Annotated in this window: 23 protein-coding genes and 2 pseudogenes; 20 read left to right on the top strand and 5 right to left on the bottom strand. The window is 49.4% G+C overall.

What is annotated here, in order from left to right; translation table 11 throughout:
• Nucleotides 1-7 precede the first annotated feature (7 nt).
• The 10 genes and pseudogenes from ACGHP1_RS11870 to ACGHP1_RS11825 all read left to right on the top strand — a co-directional run.
• Nucleotides 8-103 (top strand): annotated as a pseudogene (locus tag ACGHP1_RS11870) (Maff2 family mobile element protein); the annotation flags it as partial.
• Nucleotides 104-331: 228 nt separating this feature from the next.
• Nucleotides 332-1,198 carry a VirB6/TrbL-like conjugal transfer protein, CD1112 family gene (locus ACGHP1_RS11865; protein ID WP_390509501.1) on the top strand — a complete coding sequence of 289 codons (867 nt, stop codon included), beginning with the start codon at nucleotides 332-334 and terminating at the stop codon, nucleotides 1,196-1,198.
• A 15-nt stretch (nucleotides 1,199-1,213) separates the two neighbouring features.
• On the top strand, nucleotides 1,214-1,576 hold the full coding sequence (locus ACGHP1_RS11860; RefSeq protein WP_390509500.1) for a PrgI family protein: 363 nt from the start codon (nucleotides 1,214-1,216) through the stop codon (nucleotides 1,574-1,576).
• Nucleotides 1,551-3,914, top strand: coding sequence for a VirB4-like conjugal transfer ATPase, CD1110 family (locus tag ACGHP1_RS11855; protein WP_390509499.1), 2,364 nt, complete (start codon nucleotides 1,551-1,553; stop codon nucleotides 3,912-3,914). Before ACGHP1_RS11860 ends, ACGHP1_RS11855 begins: the two co-directional genes overlap by 26 nt.
• Nucleotides 3,911-5,644 (top strand): CD1108 family mobile element protein, encoded by a 1,734-nt coding sequence (locus ACGHP1_RS11850; RefSeq protein ID WP_390509498.1) that lies wholly within the window; start codon nucleotides 3,911-3,913, stop codon nucleotides 5,642-5,644. The genes ACGHP1_RS11855 and ACGHP1_RS11850 overlap by 4 nt, the downstream gene beginning before the upstream one ends.
• A 13-nt stretch (nucleotides 5,645-5,657) precedes the next feature.
• Nucleotides 5,658-5,924 (top strand): DUF4315 family protein, encoded by a 267-nt coding sequence (locus ACGHP1_RS11845; RefSeq protein ID WP_317333191.1) that lies wholly within the window; start codon nucleotides 5,658-5,660, stop codon nucleotides 5,922-5,924.
• Complete coding sequence (locus tag ACGHP1_RS11840) at nucleotides 5,908-6,642, top strand: DUF4366 domain-containing protein (RefSeq protein WP_317333189.1); 735 nt, start codon at nucleotides 5,908-5,910, stop codon at nucleotides 6,640-6,642. The genes ACGHP1_RS11845 and ACGHP1_RS11840 overlap by 17 nt, the downstream gene beginning before the upstream one ends.
• A gap of 66 nt (nucleotides 6,643-6,708) precedes the next feature.
• Nucleotides 6,709-7,020 (top strand): annotated as a pseudogene (locus ACGHP1_RS11835) (toprim domain-containing protein); the annotation flags it as partial.
• 88 nt (nucleotides 7,021-7,108) lie between these two features.
• Entirely contained in the window at nucleotides 7,109-7,369 is a 261-nt protein-coding gene (locus ACGHP1_RS11830) for a DUF6061 family protein (protein WP_081028504.1), read from the top strand.
• Nucleotides 7,370-7,542: 173 nt separating this feature from the next.
• Nucleotides 7,543-7,884 (top strand): hypothetical protein, encoded by a 342-nt coding sequence (locus tag ACGHP1_RS11825; RefSeq protein WP_133300986.1) that lies wholly within the window; start codon nucleotides 7,543-7,545, stop codon nucleotides 7,882-7,884.
• 190 nt (nucleotides 7,885-8,074) lie between these two features.
• Here the strand turns inward: ACGHP1_RS11825 and ACGHP1_RS11820 are convergent, their stop codons facing one another.
• From ACGHP1_RS11820 to ACGHP1_RS11800, 5 genes are all read right to left on the bottom strand, one after another.
• A complete protein-coding gene (locus ACGHP1_RS11820; protein WP_055187025.1) occupies nucleotides 8,075-8,590 on the bottom strand; it encodes a hypothetical protein in 516 nt (171 codons plus the stop codon).
• 195 nt (nucleotides 8,591-8,785) lie between these two features.
• Nucleotides 8,786-9,175 carry a hypothetical protein gene (locus ACGHP1_RS11815; protein ID WP_055187026.1) on the bottom strand — a complete coding sequence of 130 codons (390 nt, stop codon included), beginning with the start codon at nucleotides 9,173-9,175 and terminating at the stop codon, nucleotides 8,786-8,788.
• Between the two features lie 31 nt (nucleotides 9,176-9,206).
• Nucleotides 9,207-9,953, bottom strand: a complete 747-nt coding sequence (locus tag ACGHP1_RS11810; RefSeq protein ID WP_133300985.1) for a hypothetical protein — start codon at nucleotides 9,951-9,953, stop codon at nucleotides 9,207-9,209.
• A 265-nt stretch (nucleotides 9,954-10,218) separates the two neighbouring features.
• Nucleotides 10,219-10,353: a cyclic lactone autoinducer peptide gene (locus ACGHP1_RS11805; protein ID WP_165852945.1), complete on the bottom strand. Its 135-nt coding sequence runs from the start codon at nucleotides 10,351-10,353 to the stop codon at nucleotides 10,219-10,221.
• Between the two features lie 68 nt (nucleotides 10,354-10,421).
• Entirely contained in the window at nucleotides 10,422-11,000 is a 579-nt protein-coding gene (locus tag ACGHP1_RS11800) for an accessory gene regulator B family protein (protein WP_097783063.1), read from the bottom strand.
• A 179-nt stretch (nucleotides 11,001-11,179) separates the two neighbouring features.
• Between ACGHP1_RS11800 and ACGHP1_RS11795 the strand changes: the two genes are divergently transcribed.
• The 10 genes from ACGHP1_RS11795 to ACGHP1_RS11750 all read left to right on the top strand — a co-directional run bounded on the left by ACGHP1_RS11795 (nucleotide 11,180) and on the right by ACGHP1_RS11750 (nucleotide 21,342).
• Complete coding sequence (locus ACGHP1_RS11795; RefSeq protein ID WP_097783064.1) at nucleotides 11,180-11,878, top strand: LytTR family DNA-binding domain-containing protein; 699 nt, start codon at nucleotides 11,180-11,182, stop codon at nucleotides 11,876-11,878.
• Nucleotides 11,875-12,270, top strand: a complete 396-nt coding sequence (locus tag ACGHP1_RS11790) for a hypothetical protein (protein ID WP_390509497.1) — start codon at nucleotides 11,875-11,877, stop codon at nucleotides 12,268-12,270. Before ACGHP1_RS11795 ends, ACGHP1_RS11790 begins: the two co-directional genes overlap by 4 nt.
• A 119-nt stretch (nucleotides 12,271-12,389) precedes the next feature.
• Nucleotides 12,390-13,142 carry an ATP-binding protein gene (locus tag ACGHP1_RS11785; protein ID WP_390509496.1) on the top strand — a complete coding sequence of 251 codons (753 nt, stop codon included), beginning with the start codon at nucleotides 12,390-12,392 and terminating at the stop codon, nucleotides 13,140-13,142.
• Between the two features lie 75 nt (nucleotides 13,143-13,217).
• Nucleotides 13,218-13,535 (top strand): DUF3847 domain-containing protein, encoded by a 318-nt coding sequence (locus tag ACGHP1_RS11780; protein ID WP_055185906.1) that lies wholly within the window; start codon nucleotides 13,218-13,220, stop codon nucleotides 13,533-13,535.
• 269 nt (nucleotides 13,536-13,804) lie between these two features.
• The gene (gene mobQ, locus ACGHP1_RS11775; protein ID WP_390509816.1) at nucleotides 13,805-15,382 is read left to right on the top strand and encodes a MobQ family relaxase; all 1,578 of its coding nucleotides are present in this window, start codon (nucleotides 13,805-13,807) and stop codon (nucleotides 15,380-15,382) included.
• A 796-nt stretch (nucleotides 15,383-16,178) separates the two neighbouring features.
• Nucleotides 16,179-16,520, top strand: coding sequence for a replication initiator protein A (locus ACGHP1_RS11770; RefSeq protein WP_005924687.1), 342 nt, complete (start codon nucleotides 16,179-16,181; stop codon nucleotides 16,518-16,520).
• 223 nt (nucleotides 16,521-16,743) lie between these two features.
• Complete coding sequence (locus tag ACGHP1_RS11765) at nucleotides 16,744-16,926, top strand: hypothetical protein (RefSeq protein WP_005945116.1); 183 nt, start codon at nucleotides 16,744-16,746, stop codon at nucleotides 16,924-16,926.
• A gap of 81 nt (nucleotides 16,927-17,007) precedes the next feature.
• Nucleotides 17,008-18,645: a recombinase family protein gene (locus ACGHP1_RS11760; protein WP_097773931.1), complete on the top strand. Its 1,638-nt coding sequence runs from the start codon at nucleotides 17,008-17,010 to the stop codon at nucleotides 18,643-18,645.
• A complete protein-coding gene (locus tag ACGHP1_RS11755) occupies nucleotides 18,632-20,455 on the top strand; it encodes a DNA topoisomerase (protein WP_390509494.1) in 1,824 nt (607 codons plus the stop codon). Before ACGHP1_RS11760 ends, ACGHP1_RS11755 begins: the two co-directional genes overlap by 14 nt.
• The gene (locus tag ACGHP1_RS11750) at nucleotides 20,455-21,342 is read left to right on the top strand and encodes an LPD16 domain-containing protein (protein ID WP_227623002.1); all 888 of its coding nucleotides are present in this window, start codon (nucleotides 20,455-20,457) and stop codon (nucleotides 21,340-21,342) included. The genes ACGHP1_RS11755 and ACGHP1_RS11750 overlap by 1 nt, the downstream gene beginning before the upstream one ends.

Here is a 21,342-nt window from a genome sequence, read left to right as displayed (position 1 = left end):
CACATAAGCAAAGAGTCAGGGGATGAAGCAGCTCATGGCTGGCGGCGGTGTTGCCCTGATTGGCATCACCCTGATCCCCCTGCTGAGCGGTCTGTTCGGCTGATCTTTTCCGGGCGGCGTTTGCCGCCCCGTACATATTTACTTGCAAGCATTTCCAGCCCCTCCGTGGCAAACGGATTCTTATTATAAAGAGGAAACGCATTGCAAATCGAATATTCACCTTTATTTTGAAAGGATGGTGCTATTATGCAGATTCTGACTCACCTTATTTTTCTGCTCAACCTGCTCAAGACCCTTATCAACCATTTTTCTTGATGGGTGGTGGCGCTGAGTGGAAACTGTTCTCAAAGCAATCTCCGATTGGATCAAGTCACTGCTGACAGCGGCGATCATGTCCAATCTCTCCGGCTTGTTTGATGACGTCAACACCCAAGTGGGCAACATCGCACAGCAGGTCGGCACCAAACCATCCAATTTTGAACCGCGCGTTTTCGCTATGATCGAGGCGTTGTCCCGGAACGTAGTGCTTCCCATTGCAGGCGTGATTCTGACCTTCATCGCCTGTTATGAGTTGATCGAGATGATCACACAGCACAACAACATGGCACAATTTGAGCCTGCGCTGCTGATAAAATGGATCTTCAAAACTACCATTTCGGTCTGGATGATCTCCAACACTTTCGATATCATCATGGCGGTGTTCGACGTGACTCAGCAGGTGGTGGCAAATTCCAGCGGCATCATCAGCGGCAACACAAGGGTCAACGATATCGGCTTGTCGATGCTGCAATCCAGCATGATGCAGATGGACGTAGGACCCCTGTTCGGGCTGTTCTTGCAGTCCTTCTTTATCGGCATCACTATGCGCATCCTGGCCATCGTGATTTTCGTCATCGTCTACGGAAGAATGATTGAGATCTACATGATGGTCAGCCTTGCCCCGGTGCCCATGGCAACATGGGGCAACCACGAGCAATCCCATGTGGGACAAAACTATTTGAAATCCCTATTTGCATTGGGGTTCCAAGGTTTCCTGATTCTGATCTGTGTGGCAATCTACGCGGTTCTGCTTCAGAATGTTGCCATATCCGGGGATGCCATCAACTCGATCTGGAGCATCGTGGGGTACACGGTGCTGCTCTGCTTCTCGCTGTTCAAGACCAGCTCTGTCGCCAAAACTCTGCTGGGTGCCCATTGATTCGGAGGTGAAATTTTGGCAGCTTATATTTCCGTGCCGCGCGATTTCAGCAAGGTGAAGTCCAAAGTAGCCTTCAATTTGACCGCCCGGCAGCTTATCTGTTTTGGTGCAGCGGCAGTCGTAGGCGTGCCGCTGTTCTTTATTCTGCGGGATACCGCAGGCAATTCCGGCGCTACCCTCGGCATGATGGCGGTCATGCTGCCCATGTTCTTTCTGGCCATGTATCAGAAGAACGGTCAGCCGGCTGAAAAGATCCTGCGGTACTACTTTCAGGCGCGCTTTGTTCGCCCGAAGGTGCGTCCGTACCAGACCCTCAATTACTATGCACTGCTTATGAAGGGAGATGACACCCATGATTCCGTTTCTGAAAAAGAATAAGGACGGCAAAAAGCCACCCAAGTCCACGGTGCCCCGCACGGCACAGGAGAGCATTCCGTTCCAGCGGATGTTTGAGGACGGCACCTGCCGTGTCCGTCCCGGTTACTACACCCGCACCATCCAGTATCAGGATATCAACTATCAGCTTGCGCAGCAGGAGGACAAGACCGCCATCTTTGAGGAATGGTGCTCTTTTCTCAACTTTTTCGACAGCTCTATCCACTTTGAACTGTCTTTCGTGAATACCGCCACCGATTCGGCAGACTTCGAGAAGTCCATCCGCATCCCGTACCAGCAGGATGGCTTTGATGATGTGCGAGCCGAGTACAGCCAGATGTTGCGGCAGCAGCTTTCCAAGGGCAACAATGGTCTGACCAAGACCAAATTCCTGACCTACGGCATCGAGGGCGACAGCATGGCGCAGGTCAAACCTCGGCTGGAGCACATCCAGAACGACCTGATGAACAACTTCCACCGGCTGGGCGTTCTGGCAAAGCCGCTGGACGGTACGGAACGTCTGCGGCTGATGCACGGGATGTTGAACATGGACGGTGCCAACAAGTTCCACTTCAACTGGAAAGACCTTGTGCCCAGCGGCCTGTCCGTAAAGGATGCCATTGCCCCCACTGCACTGGCGTTCAAGAACAGCCGTACCTTTCAGATGGGCGGCATTTTCGGGGCGGTCAGCTTCCTGAATATCACGGCTTCTGACCTGAGTGACCAGTTGCTGAAGGATTTTCTGGACATGGATTCCAGCCAGATCGTTACCATGCACATCCAGTCTGTTGACCAGAACAAGGCCATCAAAACCATCAAGCACACCATCACCGAACTCGACCGCAGCAAGATCGAAGAGCAGAAAAAAGCTGTTCGCGCCGGATACGACATGGACGTGCTGCCGTCTGATTTGGCGACTTATGGGCGGGACGCAAAAGCCCTGCTGAAAGAATTGCAGAGTCAGAACGAGAGAATGTTTTTGGTGACGTTCCTTGTCCTGAACACCGGCAAGACTGAGCAGGAACTGGAAACCAACGTGTTTCAGGCGGTCAGCATTGCGCAGAAGCACAACTGCGAATTATGCCGCCTTGATTTTCAGCAGGAGCAGGGGCTGATGAGCAGCCTGCCGCTGGCAGACTGCCAGATCGAGATCCAGCGCGGCCTGACCACCAGCAGTACGGCAATTTTTGTGCCGTTTACCACGCAGGAACTGTTCGATAACGGCAAGGAAAGCCTGTATTATGGCTTGAACGCCCTGTCCAACAACCTGATTATGGTTGACCGCAAAAAGCTGAAGAACCCCAACGGTCTGATTTTGGGCACTCCCGGTTCCGGTAAATCCTTCAGCGCAAAGCGTGAGATCTGCAATGCGTTCCTCGTGACGGACGATGATATCATCATCTGCGACCCGGAAGCAGAGTACGCTCCGCTGGTGGAGCGTCTGCATGGGCAGGTCATCAAAATCAGCCCCAACAGCACCCAATTTATCAACCCCATGGACATCAATGCCAACTACTCCGAGGAAGATAACCCGCTTTCCCTGAAAGCAGATTTTATCCTTTCCCTCTGTGAACTGGTGGTGGGCGGCAAGGAAGGTCTGCTGCCGGTGGAGAAAACCGTCATTGACCGCTGTGTGCATCTGATTTACCGCAAATATTTTGCGGACCCCTGCCCGGAGAATATGCCCATCCTTGAGGATCTGTACAACGCCCTGCTCCAACAGGACGAAAAAGAAGCCCACCATGTTGCTACGGCGTTGGAAATCTATGTGAAGGGCAGTCTGAACCTGTTCAACCACCGCACCAATGTGAACGTCAACAACCGCATCGTCTGCTATGACATCAAGGAACTGGGCAAGCAGATGAAGAAGCTCGGTATGCTCATCGTGCAGGATCAGGTCTGGGGGCGTGTCACGGCAAACCGCAGCAGCGGCAAGTCCACCCGATATTATATGGATGAGATGCACCTTCTCTTAAAAGAGGAGCAGACTGCGGCGTATTCCGTGGAGATCTGGAAGCGTTTCCGCAAGTGGGGCGGCATCCCGACTGGTTTAACGCAGAACGTGAAAGACCTTCTTTCTTCTCGTGAGGTCGAGAATATTTTTGAAAATTCAGACATGATCATCATGCTGAATCAGGCGGCAGGAGATCGGCAGATTCTCGCAAAGCAGCTCAACATCTCGCCCCATCAGCTTTCCTATGTCACCCACTCCGGTGAGGGCGAGGGACTGCTGTTTTTTGGCAATGTCATTCTTCCCTTCGTTGACCGTTTCCCCACCGATCTGGAACTCTACCGCATTATGACCACCAAGTTGGGTGAAGTTTCGGAGGGGCAGAAATGAGCAAGCCGAAACTGAACATCAAAGAGGAAACGTCTGCCAAAAAGACCCGTTCGCCCCCGAAAAAAGCCAAGGTGGAGCAGTCGGTGCCCAGAAAGAAGAAGCTGAAAACCGATGCAGATAAAGCTGCGGAAAAGGCACAGCATCTGCGGTTCGGCAAGGCAGAACTGACCCCGGACGAACTGAGCCGGTTGAGCAAGGCACAGAAGCGGGAAATGTACGCCGCCCATGCCGCCCGGTCTGCGGTACACAGGGAGGTTGACCAGTACGAAGATGACAATGTGGGCACACAGGCTCTGAGCGAGGGCGAAAAAGCGGCTGGAAATGTCCGGGATATTTCCAAGAGCAGATACGCCCGCAAACTCAAGAAGAAAGCCAAGATGCAGGGCAAAAAAGGCACCAAAACCGCTAAATCTTCCGCATCGGAGCCAACTGCGGCACAAGATGCAGGTGCATCCGGCACCGGCGAGGGCGGCTCCAACTGGCTCTCCCGATGGCGGCAGAAACAGGACATCCGGCAGAGCTACTATGCCGCCGCCCGGTCGGGCACGGCGGCGCAGACCGCAGGCGGCAAAGCGGCATCCAACGGTGCATCTGCCGCCCGGTCCGGCATGGAACAGGCGGTGGAGAAAGGCAAAACTGCCGTCAGCACCGCTGTGAAAGGGCTGGCGAATGCCGCCAAGAGCAACGCACACGTTCTGGTGATTGTGGGCGTTTTTCTTTTGCTCATTCTCATGGTCATGTCCGGCTTTTCCTCCTGCGGCATCCTCTTTTCCGGCGGCACACAGGTGTCCGGGCAGACCATGTATTCTGCTGAGGACCGGGACATCCGGGGCGCAGAACAGGACTACAAGAAGCTGGAAAAGGAACTGGACAAAAAGATCAAGCGCACTCCCACCGACCACCCCGGCTACAACGAGTACCAGTACCACCTCGACCCCATCGAGCACGACCCGTGGCAGTTGACCTCTTTTCTCACGACTCTGTATGACGATTACACCCGGTCAGAGGTGCAGGGCAAGCTGAAGGAGACCTTCAAAAAGCAGTACCAGCTGACCACATGGGTGGAGGTGCAGATACGGTATAAGACCGTGTGGGTCATCAGTCCGGCAGGAATCCCAGTTCCCACACAGGTGCCTTATGAGTACCGCATTTTTCACACAAAGCTGGTGAACCGTGGCTTGGAAGTGGTCATTCGGGAAGAACTGAATAACGACCAATGGAGACGTTACGAGATTTTCCAAGATACCTTGGGCGGTAGACCTTATCTATTCAACGGCGGATTGCCGCCCGGTGGTTCTGACGGCTCCGGCGCACCGGGTATTGATTATCAGGTTCCGGCAGAAGCCCTGACCGACAGCGAATTTGCCGCCATCTACAAGGAAGCCCAAAAGTATGTGGGTACGCCCTACGTCTGGGGTGGCTCCACCCCGGAAACCGGTTTTGATTGCAGCGGTTATGTCTGCTGGGTCTACAACCAGAACGGCTACGATGTGGGGCGCACCACCGCCAACGGTTTGTGGAACAAGAGCCAGCACATCAGCGAGGCAGAGGCAAAGCCCGGTGATTTGGTCTTTTTCAAAGGCACCTACGACACCCCCGGCATGAGCCATACCGGAATCTATCTGGGCAACGGCATGATGGTCAGTGCCGGAGACCCCATCAAGTACGCAAACATTCACTCGTCCTACTGGGAGAAGCATCTCGCTGGGTTCGGACGGCTTTCAAAATGACTGGAGGAGTTTTATGAGCGAAAAATCGGATAAGCTGCGGGCGATGCTGAAAAAAGAGAAGGAGCGCCGCATCAAATTGAACAACCGCATCGAGATTCTGGAGCGGCGCATTCAGGAGGAGGATTCCGCCGAGGTCAACGAGATGGTACGGACTGCAAAGGTCACGCCGGAACAGCTTGCCGCCCTGCTGCGGCAGTCGGCAACCGCCACCCCGAACCCGGCTGCGCTGTCTGCCGTGGGTGCAACTTTTGAGAAGGAGGTCGATGCTGATGAAGATTAAGAAACTGGGTGCGCTGCTGGTATCGGCGGTGCTGTGCGCTGGCATGGCAGCTCCCGCTTTTGCCTTTGAGGGCGAAGCCACCCCGGTGGAGCAGCCTATCCTGCCGGAGGTGGTGGAGGATGTTGTCACCGTCACGGATGAAACTTCTGGTGCTCTGACCCCGGAGGGCAACCTGACGCTGGTGGACGATTACCACACCGACTATTCCGATGGCAGCGGACAGCAGTTTATCACGTTGGTCAGCAAGTCGGGCAATACGTTCTATCTGGTCATTGATAGGAACAGCAAAGGGGCGCAGACAGTCCACTTTATGAACCTTGTGGACGAAGCTGATCTTCTGGCTTTGATGGAGGAAGAAGATGCAGATGCTTATACCGCTGAAAAGGAAGCGGCAGCGCAGGCGGAACAGGATAGGCTGAAAGCCGAGAAAGAAGCCAAGAAAGCTGCGGAAGAAGCGGCGGCATCTGGCACGGAACAGCCCAAGGAAAACAAGGTCACCAAGATCGCATCCGGCTTTCTGGGCGTGGTGGTGCTGATTGCGTTGGCAGCAGGCGGCGGCTTCTATTTCTATCGCCAGCAGATGCAGAAGAAAAAAGCCGAAAAAGAAGCCCTTGACCCCGATGCAGATTACACCGAGGACAAGGGCGATTTTGAAATTCCGACCGATGTGCCGGACGAGGACGAAGCCCCGGACGAGCAGGACACCGAACCTATCTGATTTTAAGGCGGCGTTTGCCGCCGTACATATTCAAATGAAAACAGATTGGAGGGAACGCTTATTTCAATTCTAGTTGTAGCAGAAAAATCCTCGGTTGCTATGTCCTATGCAAAAGTCCTTGGCGCAACCAGCCGCAAAGACGGCTACCTTGAGGGCAACAGCTATCTCGTCAGCTGGTGCGTGGGTCATCTGGTGGAGCTGGCTCCACCCAATGTTTACGATGCTAAGTACGTCAAGTGGAGTATCGCTGATTTGCCCATTCTGCCGGAAAGGTGGCAGTATCTGGTGTCTGCCAGCACCAAAAAGCAGTTTGGCATTTTGAAAAAGCTCATGCACCGCCCGGATGTGGACAGCGTGATCTGCGCTACGGATGCAGGGTAGTGCGGTTAGGTGACTCAAGAGAAAGAAAAAAGAGACCTCATCTCGTCAAAAATCAAATTTCAAAATCATTAAAGGAGCTATTCAAATGAAACGAAATCAGAATTTCGACCATAATCACTCTCAAAAACTGCTTTCCTTCCGCTACAACATAGACACCAACCGAGTGGAAGCCCGGTTCACGGATGGCTCTGCCGTCGCCAACAGGATGCCCAACTGCCTCAGAACATCCTCAACCCGCTACTTTACAGTGGGGTTGACACGGAGGATTGAGTGTCATCGTTTTTTCATGGCTACCGCCGAAAATCATTGTAACGTATTTTGTGTTACAAATTGGTCAAGCGAATGATTATGATTAAAATTCTCTTACTCGCACAATAAGTCATTTGATAAACTGGTTAAAATGCCAAATAATTTCAAATCATAGTCCAACACACAACAAATGTGGTATAATAACAATATATTTAATGCTTTAACTGTGTTTGCAAAAAGGAAAAGAAGATAAGTATGGAGATTACATGGTTGAAAAATGAAGATAATGCCATTCAATACGTCTATGCCTCTGCTGTTCCCCAAAAAATACCATTAGACATTTTTAAAGAAATTGTTCAGAGCAGTAAAGAAAACTGTCTACCTGAATTTTATGTGATATCTGAACAGGGAAAGTATATCGGATATATTTTATTATTGGCCGATAAAAAAGAAGACATCCCTAAACCTTTTACATTTCTTGCATGTCATAATGGCGATACTCTGCCAAAAGAAACTCACAAAAAAATATTGGAATTTATCGGCAAACGGTGTCGTGTAAACAACTGGAATAAACTCGCTTGGTTGGCCGAACAAGAAATCCAGCAATTGTGATATCATCGTTTTTTAAGCTATCTCTCTATAAAAACTCCTTAAAGACATAAAGGCAAACTTGAATAAATAAATTTATCTAAAAGCCCCACCTACAATAGATATTCCAAATCGAAGAATCTACTGCAGGTGGGGCTTGTTCTATGTGATAAGCTATTTTGTAAAAATCAAATACGTAGATTATATGGCAGAATCATTTGGTGACACTGAAAGCTAATGTTGCGCCATCAACGACACTATACATATCGCCGTTAGCCGCAGTAGCAATTCCAGTAAACTCAACCTCCCATTTTCCTTTAGAGAGTCCATATTTTACATCTTCCGTACCGATTGTGCCGTATGCAGAAATGGCATGATCAAAGGTTCCAAAGGGTGTACCAAGTTTATTGAAATGCAGGTTACCTTCAAAGGAAACAATTACTGCACCCGGAACGGTAATCGTCCATTGGATATACCCTTCAGACAGATAATCAAGTGTACATGAACCAGCATCGCCCCAGAAGGTTTCGCGAGAAATTGGGACAAGTTTGAATGTTGCAGAGTTTACAGTTGTTCCTTTATCAATTTCGATACTAGATTTTTTGGAAGAAAGTGCTACAACGCCTGGTTCAACTGCAACAGCAGCAGGCATCAAAACTGTGTTGAAAACAACCAACGCAGCACTCGTTCCAGCCATTTTAAGGAATTCATTTCGGGTCATCTTTTTCATGTCGATTTGCTCCTTATATTTTATTGACTGTTACAAGTCACCCAGCTACAATTTGGATTCTTTTTCGCTTAATTCTGCACTGGAATCACCTCTTACAAAATTTTAGTATATTGGCATCATCGTGATCAAAAGCAATATCACTAACAGCCACCTCATCACACTATAAAGCCGCAAATTTTCAACTCAGGTGTATGCTCATCGGCAAATAAATGTGAACCATACGAATGCCGCTGTTAAACAACCTGCCAAAACCACTAAAATACAACTTGCCAACTTTGGCTCAATAGCAACTTTTTGATTTTCGCACAGCGCAAATTTCTGAAGTTCCTGAAATGTTGTTTGATTGACATTGCCGTGTATTGCTTTCCATGCAACGAAATGATTTGTAATCAGAAGATAATCTGAAACGATTCCTACAAAAACAATGGCAAAAAATGCTGCGGAAAAGAACCACATTCCATCGCATTGATTCACCGTCAGGATATCCTGAAGGCTTGCTGGCTTCAATGCCCATAAAGCCACAACATATAGCAATACTTCGCAGAAATCTCTTTGGAGTGGCCCTTTTTGCTTAAAGAATCCCATTACATGTTCTCCCTGTTCTTTGAAGTCACTATCAGCCACCAATGGCCTGATAATAATCCGTTTTAGACCGAATCAAAGAGCCATTTGACTTATATTCCTTGACAGTTTGATGATAGCAATGTGTATAGTAGCTATTGTCATAGGAAAATAGGACTTCATACGTAATAGAAGATATTGTCACTTTATAGCAGTCCGAGGACATACTCTGAAGCATCTGATCGAAAATAAACGATGCTGTAGAAGAAATAACTGCTGCTGGTGTGCTTCCCCATGCAGTTGCTAAAATACTGGCTACATCAGATGCTTTTTTGCATTTACGCAAATCACTAGCATAAACCGTATCGGTTGCACTTGTGCCAACATAGCGGTGCTTGAACTGCGACCCTGTCACCTCGCTTCCAGTGAGTGCAGGAATTTGTGCCAGCTGTCCGTTTTTGTAATTTTGCTGATCTTGATAAATTTCATAGAACAAGCTATAGTCACTTCTTGCAGTTGATGTTGTTGATTCACCAGATGCACCTACAACAACAATGTCCATCACATCATTAGGATGCACCGTACGCGTAATTCGTGTGATACCTCCATCACGAATTGTAAGCTGTTCAACAACATCTTTTCCATTCATCGAGTACGAAACAGAATAATTTGATCCTGTCAAAAGAGATTCGCTATTGCCATGATTTGTTGAATCTGCAAAGGCAATGGGCATAATGGAAGCAACACAAAGCAGCACCGCTAACACGCAGGAAATATAACGCAAATATGTTTTTGTTTTCATTTTGTTTTTTCCTTTCATGCATTCCTATAGAACAACGGACTCTCATCTGTGCATCGGAAACACCTCCGAAGTACATTGATTATCGATGCTCTCACTTTTTCAAGAGATATTTTCCAAATGCAAGGACGCCTAGAATATAGAAAAGCTGACGAACAATCAACATAATGAATGAAAGCAGCTCCAACATAATCGAACAGTTCCTTTTAGAAAATTATCAAGAAATATATCCCGTAAGAGTATCGCTATCTTACCTTTCATATGAATTTCAGTCATGCTCAAGCGATTCCGGGACATCCGGCTGATATGCCGTAAAGCCACAGGTGCTGTTCACGCTCAAGACTGCGAGAGCCATTGCCATAATGCAAGTGACCTTGCTCAAGAGCAACATAATCTTTTTCATTTCTGTTACCTCCGTTTGATATTTTTTAGAGCATTCATCTTCTGAAAACACATGAACGCCCTCGTACCTTAGGATATCTTCGCTTGTTTCTGAAAAAACGGAATGATTGCAAAAATCACTAAAACCCATTTTGAAATGTAGTATACCGTTATACTGCGGGTGTCCGGAAGCACATTGAAAATGGCAAACAGGAAATCTATTGACGAAAGAACAGATGCGACCATCTTATAGCTTAACCGCTTCTTTTTGCCTAAAGGCTTATTCGTTGCTTCTATCGGAGAGAAAAAGATAGCGATGCCCATAAGAGCTGCTGTTGTCAGGATACGAAAAAGGTGATTGGCTGCAATTACTTTACTCAGCAAAATGCAGATAAGTGCCAGTCCGGTAAATGCCAGATAGCATCTGGTGTGCGACGTTGCATGATATCCACCAATGTAGATTCTCTGCGGGATAAACCCAATCAAAAATGAAAGTGAGTATCGAACATCACCACACACGGCAGAGACGAGGATGACAAGCAAAACACTTACAACAGACGATATGAGCAACTCGTACCCATAGACATACGCATCCGCTTTTGATTCGTCTACCACTTTTTGTTCGCAGAAAAGACGGACTAATTTCTGAGACAGCGTGCGTTCCCACATTGCAGTTGCGCCACCTTATCTTCTGATTTTTGCTTCACTGTATCATAAATTTCAACAAAATCAAGAGGTTTGGCAAAACTGGTCGTTCTGGTGACAAAAGTGGTAAGTCAGGCTACTTGTAAGGAGCCTTTGCACAGTCTATAATAGTATCAGAACATTATTTTGTGGAGGTTGTCGAAATGCTGAAGTACCACGTTGCAGTCTGCGATGATGAGAAGTCAGACCTTGATGGTATTGTTCAAAGCGTCCAGCGATACGATGTGCAAGGTTGCTTTGACATTGAAACTTACATGGACGGAAACGAACTTCTGAGCGAATTGCAAATGCAGAAGAAATCCTTCGATTTGCTGCTGCTCGACATTGAGATGCCATCCAACGGTTTTCAGCTGGCACAATCCCTGATTCAAATGGAGAAGCATCCCTTGGTGGTATTTGTCACGAAGCGGCACGAGTATGCTGTGCAGGGATATGGCATTGCATTCCGCTACCTTGTCAAACCTTTGGATCAGACGCTGTTCGCTGCGGCGATGGACGCTGTCCTTCAGGAACTGAACTCCAAACATTTCACAATCGAATACGATGGTGTCACCATGTCCTTGGAAACATCAGATATTTACTTTCTGGAAAGCCACGGACATAAAGTTCTGATCCACTGCAAGGAGCAAGACCTTACATTGAGAATGAGCATTCCTGAAGCCTTGGAGCAGCTTCCCAAACGATGCTTCGTGTCGCCACACAAAAGTTATCTTGTCAATATGGAACACATTGTTTACGCTACTGGAACCGCTGTTTTTCTTTCCAGCGGACATCAGCTACCGATCAGCAGGAGGAAGCGTCAGGAGTTCAATCAGAACTTTAACGCTTATTTGGGAAGATGATACTTTATTATTTCGTTGAGTTTGCAGGGAGCTTTGCCAACATCGCTCTGTTGCTGCTTTTTATCGGTCGGCTATTTCCTAAAAAGGAGCCCGTTTCAAAATGGTTCTATGTGTATGTTGTGCTTATGATCGCTGGCCAGTGTGCACTAAGCTTATTCCCGGACTGGGTAACGCAGCGCACGATCTATCTTTTAGTTGGCGGATTTTTCCTCGCACTGCTGTTTTACGAAGTGCGACCATGGCAGGCGGTTTTTGCAAGCGGAGCTTTCTTTACGCTGATTGCTTTGGTGGAAGTGCTTGCAATGCTCCTGATCGGGCTGCGCATCCCTGATACCGATATTCTGATGCAGGCTGGGGCAGCACGGTTGGTTTATGTTGTTTTTCAAACCTGATTCAAGTTCCACTTGTAGTCCTGATCTCACATTTTTTCAGTCGAAAGGGAAATGCTCTGCGCATCCTATGGCTGTTGCCAATTATTGCGATTCAAATCGCAAGCATCGCTGTCTGTTATGTGGCACAGTATCATGCTGCGGATGAGTATTTCCCGGATTATATGGTCGGCCTTATGGCTGTGCTTCTCCTTATAAACATCCTGATCGTGTTCTATGTGGAAGCTCTCCGGGAAAATGAACTGGAAAAATTCAAAGCCAAGTTCAATGAGCAGCAGTACAATCTTCAAATGGAATACTACCAGCAGCTCAAAGAACGTCAGGAAGAAGTCCGTTCTCTACGGCATGATGTGAAGAAATACATTCTGTCGATGCAGGCAGTTGCAGAACACGGCGATACCGAAGAACTTCACAAGATTGCACAAGCTGCCACGGATATTTTTGAGCGTTCCACAAATGTTTCTGCTGTCGGAAACCCTGTTGTTGATGCTCTTTTGAATTATTACCTACGCATCGCAGAGAAGAATAACATCAAGGTCAAACTGGATGTGACGATTCCTGAAGTTCTGACGATCTCATCGCTGTCTTTGAGCATCATCCTCGGAAATACATTTGACAATGCCATTGAAGCCTGTTGCAGTCTGCCAGCGGAACAGCGAACCATCCATTTACAGCTGCGCAAACAATATCGGAGCCTTTTCTATCGGCTGGAAAACCCATACAGTGATACTTCTCGCGGAATCCGCATCGGAGAACATCATGGTTACGGGCTAAAAAATATAAACCGTATCGTTCAGGAAAACCATGGTGACTTCTACACGAAAAAGAAAGACGGTGTATTTACGGTTCAAGTTCGCTTGAACTGCGAAAATTAAATATGTTTCCACAGCCAAATGATCAGCCTTTATACTGATTGTTTGGCTCTTTATTTTGTAAAGGAGCGTGATGCTATGACCCAGCCCAAATCCGACCTTGCCTATCTCCGCAGCGAAAAAGCCAAAGCGGAGCAGCAGCTACGCTACTACAAGCACCGTGAGAAAATTCTGGAACATCAGATACCGGAGCTGACCCGCAAAGCCCGTGTGCATCGTCTGTGTACCCGTGCCGGAATGCTGGAAAGTTTTCTGATTGCGCCGGAAGAACTCACCAACGATCAGGTGATGGAGCTGCTGAAAATTGCGTTCCGTCAACCAGAAGTTGCGCTGGCACTTGCAAAGATGATTCACGACTTGCAGGAACGCCGCAGCGTTTCAAACCCTTTAGAATAAAGGGCGCAATTATACACCGTTCCGGTGAAATTGCGGTCTTGCAGACGGCTCGATGAAATCGAAGCTGGCGTTTGTGCGCCAGCCCGATTCCATCCCAAAGAAAACTGCATTTTCCTTGCGCTGCTTTGCAGCTGTCCTTTTGCGGCTCCCGCCTAAGACCGAAGCGCACAGCACTCCGTTCCAAGGCGGCGAGCAAAACCGAATACGATTCCAGACCGTTCATCAAGAGCAATCTTGCTGGGCGGTCTTTTTGTTTGGGGGTGATGCCTATTCCGTGTCCGCATTTCAAAATCACCATCGTCAAGCGCAGCCAAGGACAATCCGCTGTTGCCGGGGCCGCTTACCAGAGCGGCGAACGGCTGTTCAGTGAGTACGACCAGAAAACGAAGTTCTACAACAAGAAGAAAGAACTTGTCCACGCCGAAGTCATGCTGCCGTCCCATGCACCACCCGGATTTGCAGACCGTGCAACGCTCTGGAACGCCGTAGAAGCCGTGGAGAACCAGTGGAACTCCCAGCTTGCCCGGCGCATCGTGCTGGCGTTCCCGGTGGAGGTGCCGAAAGAACAGTATCTGAAAATGATTCGGGAGTTTTGTCAGGAGCAATTCGTATCCAAGGGCATGATCGCCGACTTTGCCATTCACGACAAGGGAGATGGCAACCCACACGCCCACATTCTGCTGACGCTCCGGGCAATGGACGAACACGGAAAGTGGCTTCCAAAAGCCAGAAAGGTGTACGACCTTGATGAAAACGAAGAGCGCATCCAACTCCCATCCGGCAACTGGAAATGCCACAAAGAAAACACGGTGGACTGGAACGACCAGAAGTACGCCGAGGTCTGGCGGCATGGCTGGCAGACCATCACCAACCGCTATCTGGAAGCTGCAGGCAGACCGGAGCGTGTTGATCTCCGCTCCTTTGAGCGGCAGGGCATCCAGCAGATACCGACCGTGCATCTCGGTCCTGCGGCACACCAGATGGAAAAGCGTGGAGTGGAAACCTTTCTCGGAAATCTCAATCGGGATATTCGAGCCGCCAACAGCCTGATACAGTCCATCCGCAGTGCGATTCGTGGGCTGCAACGCTGGATCGCAGACCTGAACGAAAAGAAGCAGCTTCTTCTGGACGCTCTGGAAAAGGCGAAAGAACCCACGCTGTCCGACTTGCTGGTGGATTACTTCAACCTTCGCAATGATCAGCGGAGCGATTGGTCGAGCAGGGCGCAGATAAAATGTACTGCCCGTGACCTCAACGAAGTTATGCAGGCTGTTGATTATCTGAAAGCCCATTCTCTGAACATCATCGAGGATTTGGATACCGCAATTTCCAACCTGAACCAGACCATCGCCCCTCTCCGCAAGCAGTTGAAGCAGAACGAGAACCGTATGCGTTCGATTGCTCAAATCAAGGACGCTGCGGCCGTCCATGCCAAGCTGAAACCCGTCCACGACACTTTTATTAAGAAAAACTTTAAGCTGACCAAGGACGCTTACGCCGCCCAGCACAAGGACGAGCTGGACGCATTCAACAAAGCCGTTCGCACCCTGATGAAGCTGAACGGCAGCACAGCGGTGGATTTTTCGGCATTGGATGCCGAATTTTCTGCGCTGCAATCCAGCAGCGCAGAACTGCGTACCCAACTGGAAACCTTGCAGCCGGACATCTCCGCCCTGAAAAATATCCGCAAGTATATCGACATGGTGCTGAATAAGCAGCAGCTTTCCACACCGGGCGGCAAGCCCCCGGAGAAGGAATCGGTGCTGAAACAGCTGGAGCAGCTTCAGCAGAAAAAGTCCAACTACAAAACGATTTCTACCACCCCAAACCGCGAAGAATCGCTCTAAACGATCTTTCTGTCACCGATATGCCGTTGCAATCAGTGGCAGAAGTACATAATTCATTTGTTTTTTGCTGGCTTTTGGCTATTCTCGCTGGCTAGTGAGTAGAGGCGTACTTTTAAGGCAGAAATTTTCTCCAACACCCCCCATTTTAGGCCACTTTTTCTGTTAATAGTAGAAGCGCCTCTTTGAAAGCCGGTCATTTGTGACCTTTTTGTTAATTCTCAAAAAGATGGTTGTCTTTGGGCTGTTTTCGTTGCCTACCTATTGAGAGGATTTTTTCAAAAGCGGAGATTTGGTCTCAAGAATTACAATTCAATTACAAGTTTCTCACCAATGCTACGAAACAGGCGTTCTCGATGCCTACCAAGTGTAGGGCATCTTTTTCAAGACCATTCTCGGACTATTATGACGTTTTGTTTACAAAATTGCTTGCAATGCTACGAAATGGCCTTTTTCATCGGCTACCAAGTAGAAGGATGTTTTTCGTCCGTCAAAGTCCAGAAATCTTCCATATGTTCCTTGACAAGTGAATAGTTCAATCGTCCGGTACTTCACAAAAGGTACTTCTGTAACTCGCAGCCCGGTCATAACGAAGACGGGGTGGCTGAAATGCCAATGGTGCGGTGCAAGCCCGCCGCCGGACGATTCCCCACTCCTAGGGAAGTCGAGGACCAATATGGGAGACCTTAACTTATTAACGCAGTTGAGCACTTGTTTCGTGCTTTTCTGCGACTGGAGAATTGGAACCCTCCAATTCTCGTTACATACTCTTTGTTCCTGATTTCTGCTTCAGCTGGAGGTGATCAACATTTCAGAATATCTTACCACGCAAACTCCGCTGCCGCCGTTTCTCCCATACCCACGCTTCCTTTTGGAACTTGACCTGAGTCAGACTGCAAAAATGACTTATGTGTTGCTACTCGACCGTGCCACACTCTCGCAGAAAAATCTCTGGATAGATGAACGTGGATTCGTGTTTGTCATTTTTACGATTTGCTCTTTGGCTGAGCAGCTAGGGCGCAGCACTGTCAGTGTTTCCAGTGCGCTTAAGGAATTGGACGCTGCGGGATTGATTGAGCGCAGACGAACGCGGTTTTCTTCGCCCAATCACATCTTTGTGAAAATTCCAAATGTTGAATAGTTCTGCGTTTTTCACGATTCAAGAACCGCCAAAATCACGATTCTGTGATGCAGATTCTTAATGGCATCTGCAAAAGATATTTTTCCTATGCAGTATAGCAGCCTTTAAGACTGTATCGAAGAAAACTTTCACCTAACCAACGTAATAAAACAAAAAGAGAAAAACGAATAGAATCCATCCATTCCTTTCCGTATTTGCACCACATGAATGAGGAGGTCTGCCCTTGAACAAAGAAAAATCTGAGAAGAAGCCCACCACACGCAAACGTGCGCCGAGAAGTCCGAAGTCCGTGCGCCTGATCGTGGAACGCCATTATATCGGCAATGTGCCGATGAATACGCTTTTTCAGCGGCTTGTGGAAGAAGAAATTCGTAAAACTGCCGAATCGTATCTCGCCGCTGGCTAATTGGACGTTTTACTGCGGAAAAGGGCTTGCATCGTCACGCAGCATCCGCTACAATGTGATTGATGAGGTCTCTTTTCCATTATGGAGGTACACATGGAAAAGGACAAAAAAGTAACTGCTTTATACTGCCGACTGTCAAAAGATGACGGTTCAAACAGCGAAAGCCTGAGCATCCGCACTCAAAAGTCAATGCTTATGGAGTATGCCACACGCAACGGTTTCGGGAATTGCCAGTACTATGTTGATGATGGTTACAGCGGTACGAACTCTGACCGCCCTGCCTTTCAGGAACTTCTGGATGATATCCGGGAAGGAAAGGTGGCAACAGTCATTACCAAAGACCAGTCCCGACTTGGACGCAACCACATCGAAACCGGAACGTATATGGAAATCTTCTTTCCTGAACACGGTGTCCGCTATATTGCAATCAACGATGGTTATGATTCCAACGAGCAATCTCAGATGGATATTGCCCCGTTCCGAAACATCATCAATGAAATGTACGCCAAAGACACTTCCCGAAAGATCAAGAGTGCCCTTCGGACACGCAAGAAAAGTGGAAAGTATATCTCCAGCGGCGCACCGTTTGGCTACCAGAAAGACCCTGCCGACCACAATCACCTTGTGATCGACCCGAACACCGCCCCCGTTGTTGAGTATATCTATTCAATGGCAGAGGAAGGGCTGGGGCTTCACCGCATCGCCAAGCGGCTCCACGATGAAAAAGTCTTGAAGCCGTGTTACTACAAGAAAGAGATGTTTGGCCGCTTTATTGATGATGAAAAGATGTATGATTGGGACAGTGCCTATATCAGTCAGGTTCTGCACAGCCCAGTCTACGCCGGACACATCATCTACGAAGCCAAGCCCACCGTGTCCATGAAATCCAAAAAGCGGCGTTATATTCCGTTTGAAGAACGCGCTATCGTTCCGAATACACATGAAGCAATCATCCCACAAGACCGTTGGGAGAACGTGCAGCGAATCCTTTACAGCCGTTCCAGTAGTTTTATGTGCGATAAGACCGACTACGACAATATCTTCAAAGGCATCGTCCGCTGTGCAGACTGCGGCAGAACGATGTTAGTCAAGGTCGAGCACAGGCGCAAACGTAACAGTGTTCTGGATCAGACCTTTTATTGTTGCAGCACTTATCGGAAATATGGTGCGAAAGCCTGTGACTCGCATAATTTGGAAGCCCGTGTTCTGCATGAAGCTGTCTTTGCGGACATTCAGGCACACGCAAAGGCCGCTGTGAGCAATCGGGAAGCCCTTGTGAAGAAGATTGCAAATCAGATGCACCTCCGGGTGTCCTCTGACCGGGCGCAGCACAAACGGGATTTGAAGCAGTGTAAAGCACGAATCGCAGAAATCGAAGACCTGTATGCAAAACTTTATGAGGACGTATCAAAGGGACTTCTCCCGGAGAAACGTTTTCAAATGCTTGCAGATCGCTACGACAAAGAACAGGCTGAACTGACCGAGAAGATTGAGCAGTACGAGCGGGAAGGCCGTGCTGAACACGATCAGCTGGACAAGATTCAGGATTTTATTGATGAAGTCAGCAAGTACGCTGGTATCACCGAACTGAACTATAAGATTCTGCATCAGCTGATTGACAAGATTCTGGTATCCAGAGCGGAAAAGGTCGATGGCGAATACGTCCAGAAAATCCAGATTTTCTACCGCTTTATCGGCCCATTGGATGCCATCGAGTAACAAAGTCAGAAAAGTCACCTCCGAGAACTATCCTACAGATGCAGGACGCGAAGGAGAACTGATTTTTCGGCTTGTCTACCAGCAAGCCGGGTGCAAAAAGTCCTTTTCGCGGCTCTGGCTTTCCAGCATGGAGGACAGCGCGATCCGGGAGGGCTTTGCAAATCTGAAACCGTCAACCGAATATGATGCCTTGTATCAGGCTGCACTTTGCCGGGAACGTGCCGATTGGATGGTCGGTATCAATGCTTCCCGGCTTTTTTCGTGTCTGTACGGTCAACCTTTGGCGGTAGGGCGTGTTATGACCCCGGTGCTTGCCATGACGGTGGTGCGGGAAGCCGCCATCGCTGCCTTTGTGCCGGAGAAATTCTACACGGTGGATCTGGAACTGACCAGCGGCTGCACGGCATCCAGCCGCCGCATTCCTGAAAAATCCGTTGCAGAAAACCTGTTGAAAGCCTGCCGAAAGGAGATGGTGGCAACGATCCAGCGCATCACCCGCAAGGAAAAATCCGAGAATCCGCCGTCGCTGTACGACCTGACCACCCTTCAGCGGGACGCCAACCGCCTGCTGGGGTACAGCGCACAGCAGACGCTGGACTATGTGCAGAGCCTGTATGAGAAGAAACTTACCACTTATCCCAGAACTGATAGCTGCTATATCACCGACGATGACGAGGAAATGCTGGAGGAACTGACCGAGGAACTGGAAGGTTTTCTCGACATTACCCCGGAAGATGTGGACGAGGCGGTGCCCCGGACACGGCGCACCGTCAACCAGGAAAAAGTCACCGACCACCACGCCATCTTGCCCACCCGCAGTATGCTGCAAGCCGATTTGGAAGCACTGCCCAAGGGCGAGCAGAACGTCCTGAAGCTCATCATCGCCCGGACGCTGATGGCGGTGAGCAAGCCCTTCCGGTATCTGGAAACCCTGCTGACCACCGAGTGCGCCGGGGAGGAATTTACCGCCAAAGGCAAGGAGATTCTGGAGGAAGGCTGGAAAGCGGTGGAGCGCAAGGTGCTGGCAGACATCCTGAACCGGAAGCAAGAACTCACCGCCCTGCCCAATGCAGCGGAAAACGAGTGCGGCATCCTCAACGCAGAGCTGAAGGAGGGTCAAACGTCCCCGCCGAAGCATTTTACCGAGGACACCCTGCTGCACGCTATGGAAACCGCCAGTGCAGACAGTATGCCGGAGGGCGTGGAACGTCAGGGCATCGGCACTCCGGCAACCCGTGCTGCCACCATCGAAAAGCTGGTGCAGAAGGGTTTTCTGGAGCGCAAGGGCAACAAGAAAGCCAAGGTGCTGCTGCCCACGGATAAGGGAAAAGCCCTCATTACCGTAATGCCCGAAGAGATTCAGTCTGCGGATATGACGGCTGACTGGGAAGCGAAACTGCTGCAAATCGAGCGTGGCGAAATGGAGCCGAGCGAATTTATGACCGAGATCAATACGATGATTACCGAACTGGTAAAGAACACGGAAATGAAAAAAGGAGCGAATGCGCTTATGAAAAACAAAATTATTGGTGTCTGCCCGAATTGCGGTGCAAATGTTGTAGAGCGTGAAAAAGGCTGGTTCTGTGAATCCAACCCTTGCCGTTTCGTGCTGTGGAAGGACAATGCGTTCTTCAAGCGTCTGGGCAAGCGTCTGGACGCTCATGTGGCAGACAAGCTGCTGCGGGATGGGCGTGTCCGCCTGAAGGACTGCCGCAGCGCCAAGGGCAAGACCTACAATGCCACCGTGCTGCTGGGCACCGAACCCGATGGCCGCAGCAAGTTTTCGCTGGAATTTGAAGGGGGCTGCTGATGGAGCAGATAAAAGAAACGGTCTACCTTATCAATGATGAACGCTATCTGCATCTCCGGGAAAACGGTGCAGGGGTCGGCTTTGCCACCTATAACAAGGTAACTGGCGAGCCGCTGGAAAGTGGGCAGATCTCGGAAAAGAATCTGCCGCCAGATGGACAAAACATCATCCCTGCCGCCCGGAACTGGTATCTGTTTGAACTTTCGAACGATGACCGTAAGGCCATCCAACAGGAAAGCGTAAAGATCCTCGAAAACATCCCGCAGGCGGGCATCGGCAGGCGGCGCATCTGGGAGCCGGAAACGCTGCCGAAGGATATTCGTCTCATCAACAGCCACTATGATGACCTCTATCGCATTCCAGATGGCGGCGTGATTCAGGTGGATTACCCGGATGGGCGCAGCTTTACGGCACGGGTGGAACATCTGGATGATTACCACTTTGACATGGGCGGTCTGGGCAATGTGTTCCACATCTGCCAGTTTGCCGAGGTCATGGAACGAAACCATGCAGACTTCTACCCGGAGATTCAGACACAGGACGAGCAGGCTGCATGGGAACTGGGCGGCAAGGGCTATCTTGCTATCCAGTCCTGTGAGGATGGATGGGACTACACCCTCTACCACAGCGATTATTCTGTGATGGACGGCGGGCAGCTGAATGCCCCGGAACTGACCATTCAGGAAGCCCGTGAGCACATTCTGGAAGCACACCACATGGAAAAGGGCCGGCGGCTACTGCAGGACTACGATGCAGTCATGGATAAAGTTGCGGAAGCCGAGGAACTGAGTGCAGACCATCGCCCTTCCACACTGGAAAAGCTGGCAGAACTGGCAGGTGATACGTCTGCGCCAAAATCCTCTGCACATTCTGTACCGGAACTGTGA

The sequence above is a fragment of the Faecalibacterium sp. i21-0019-B1 genome (genome assembly GCF_042852915.1).
Lineage (GTDB): Bacteria > Bacillota > Clostridia > Oscillospirales > Ruminococcaceae > Faecalibacterium > Faecalibacterium taiwanense.
This window is presented reverse-complemented; position numbering and strand designations above follow the sequence as displayed.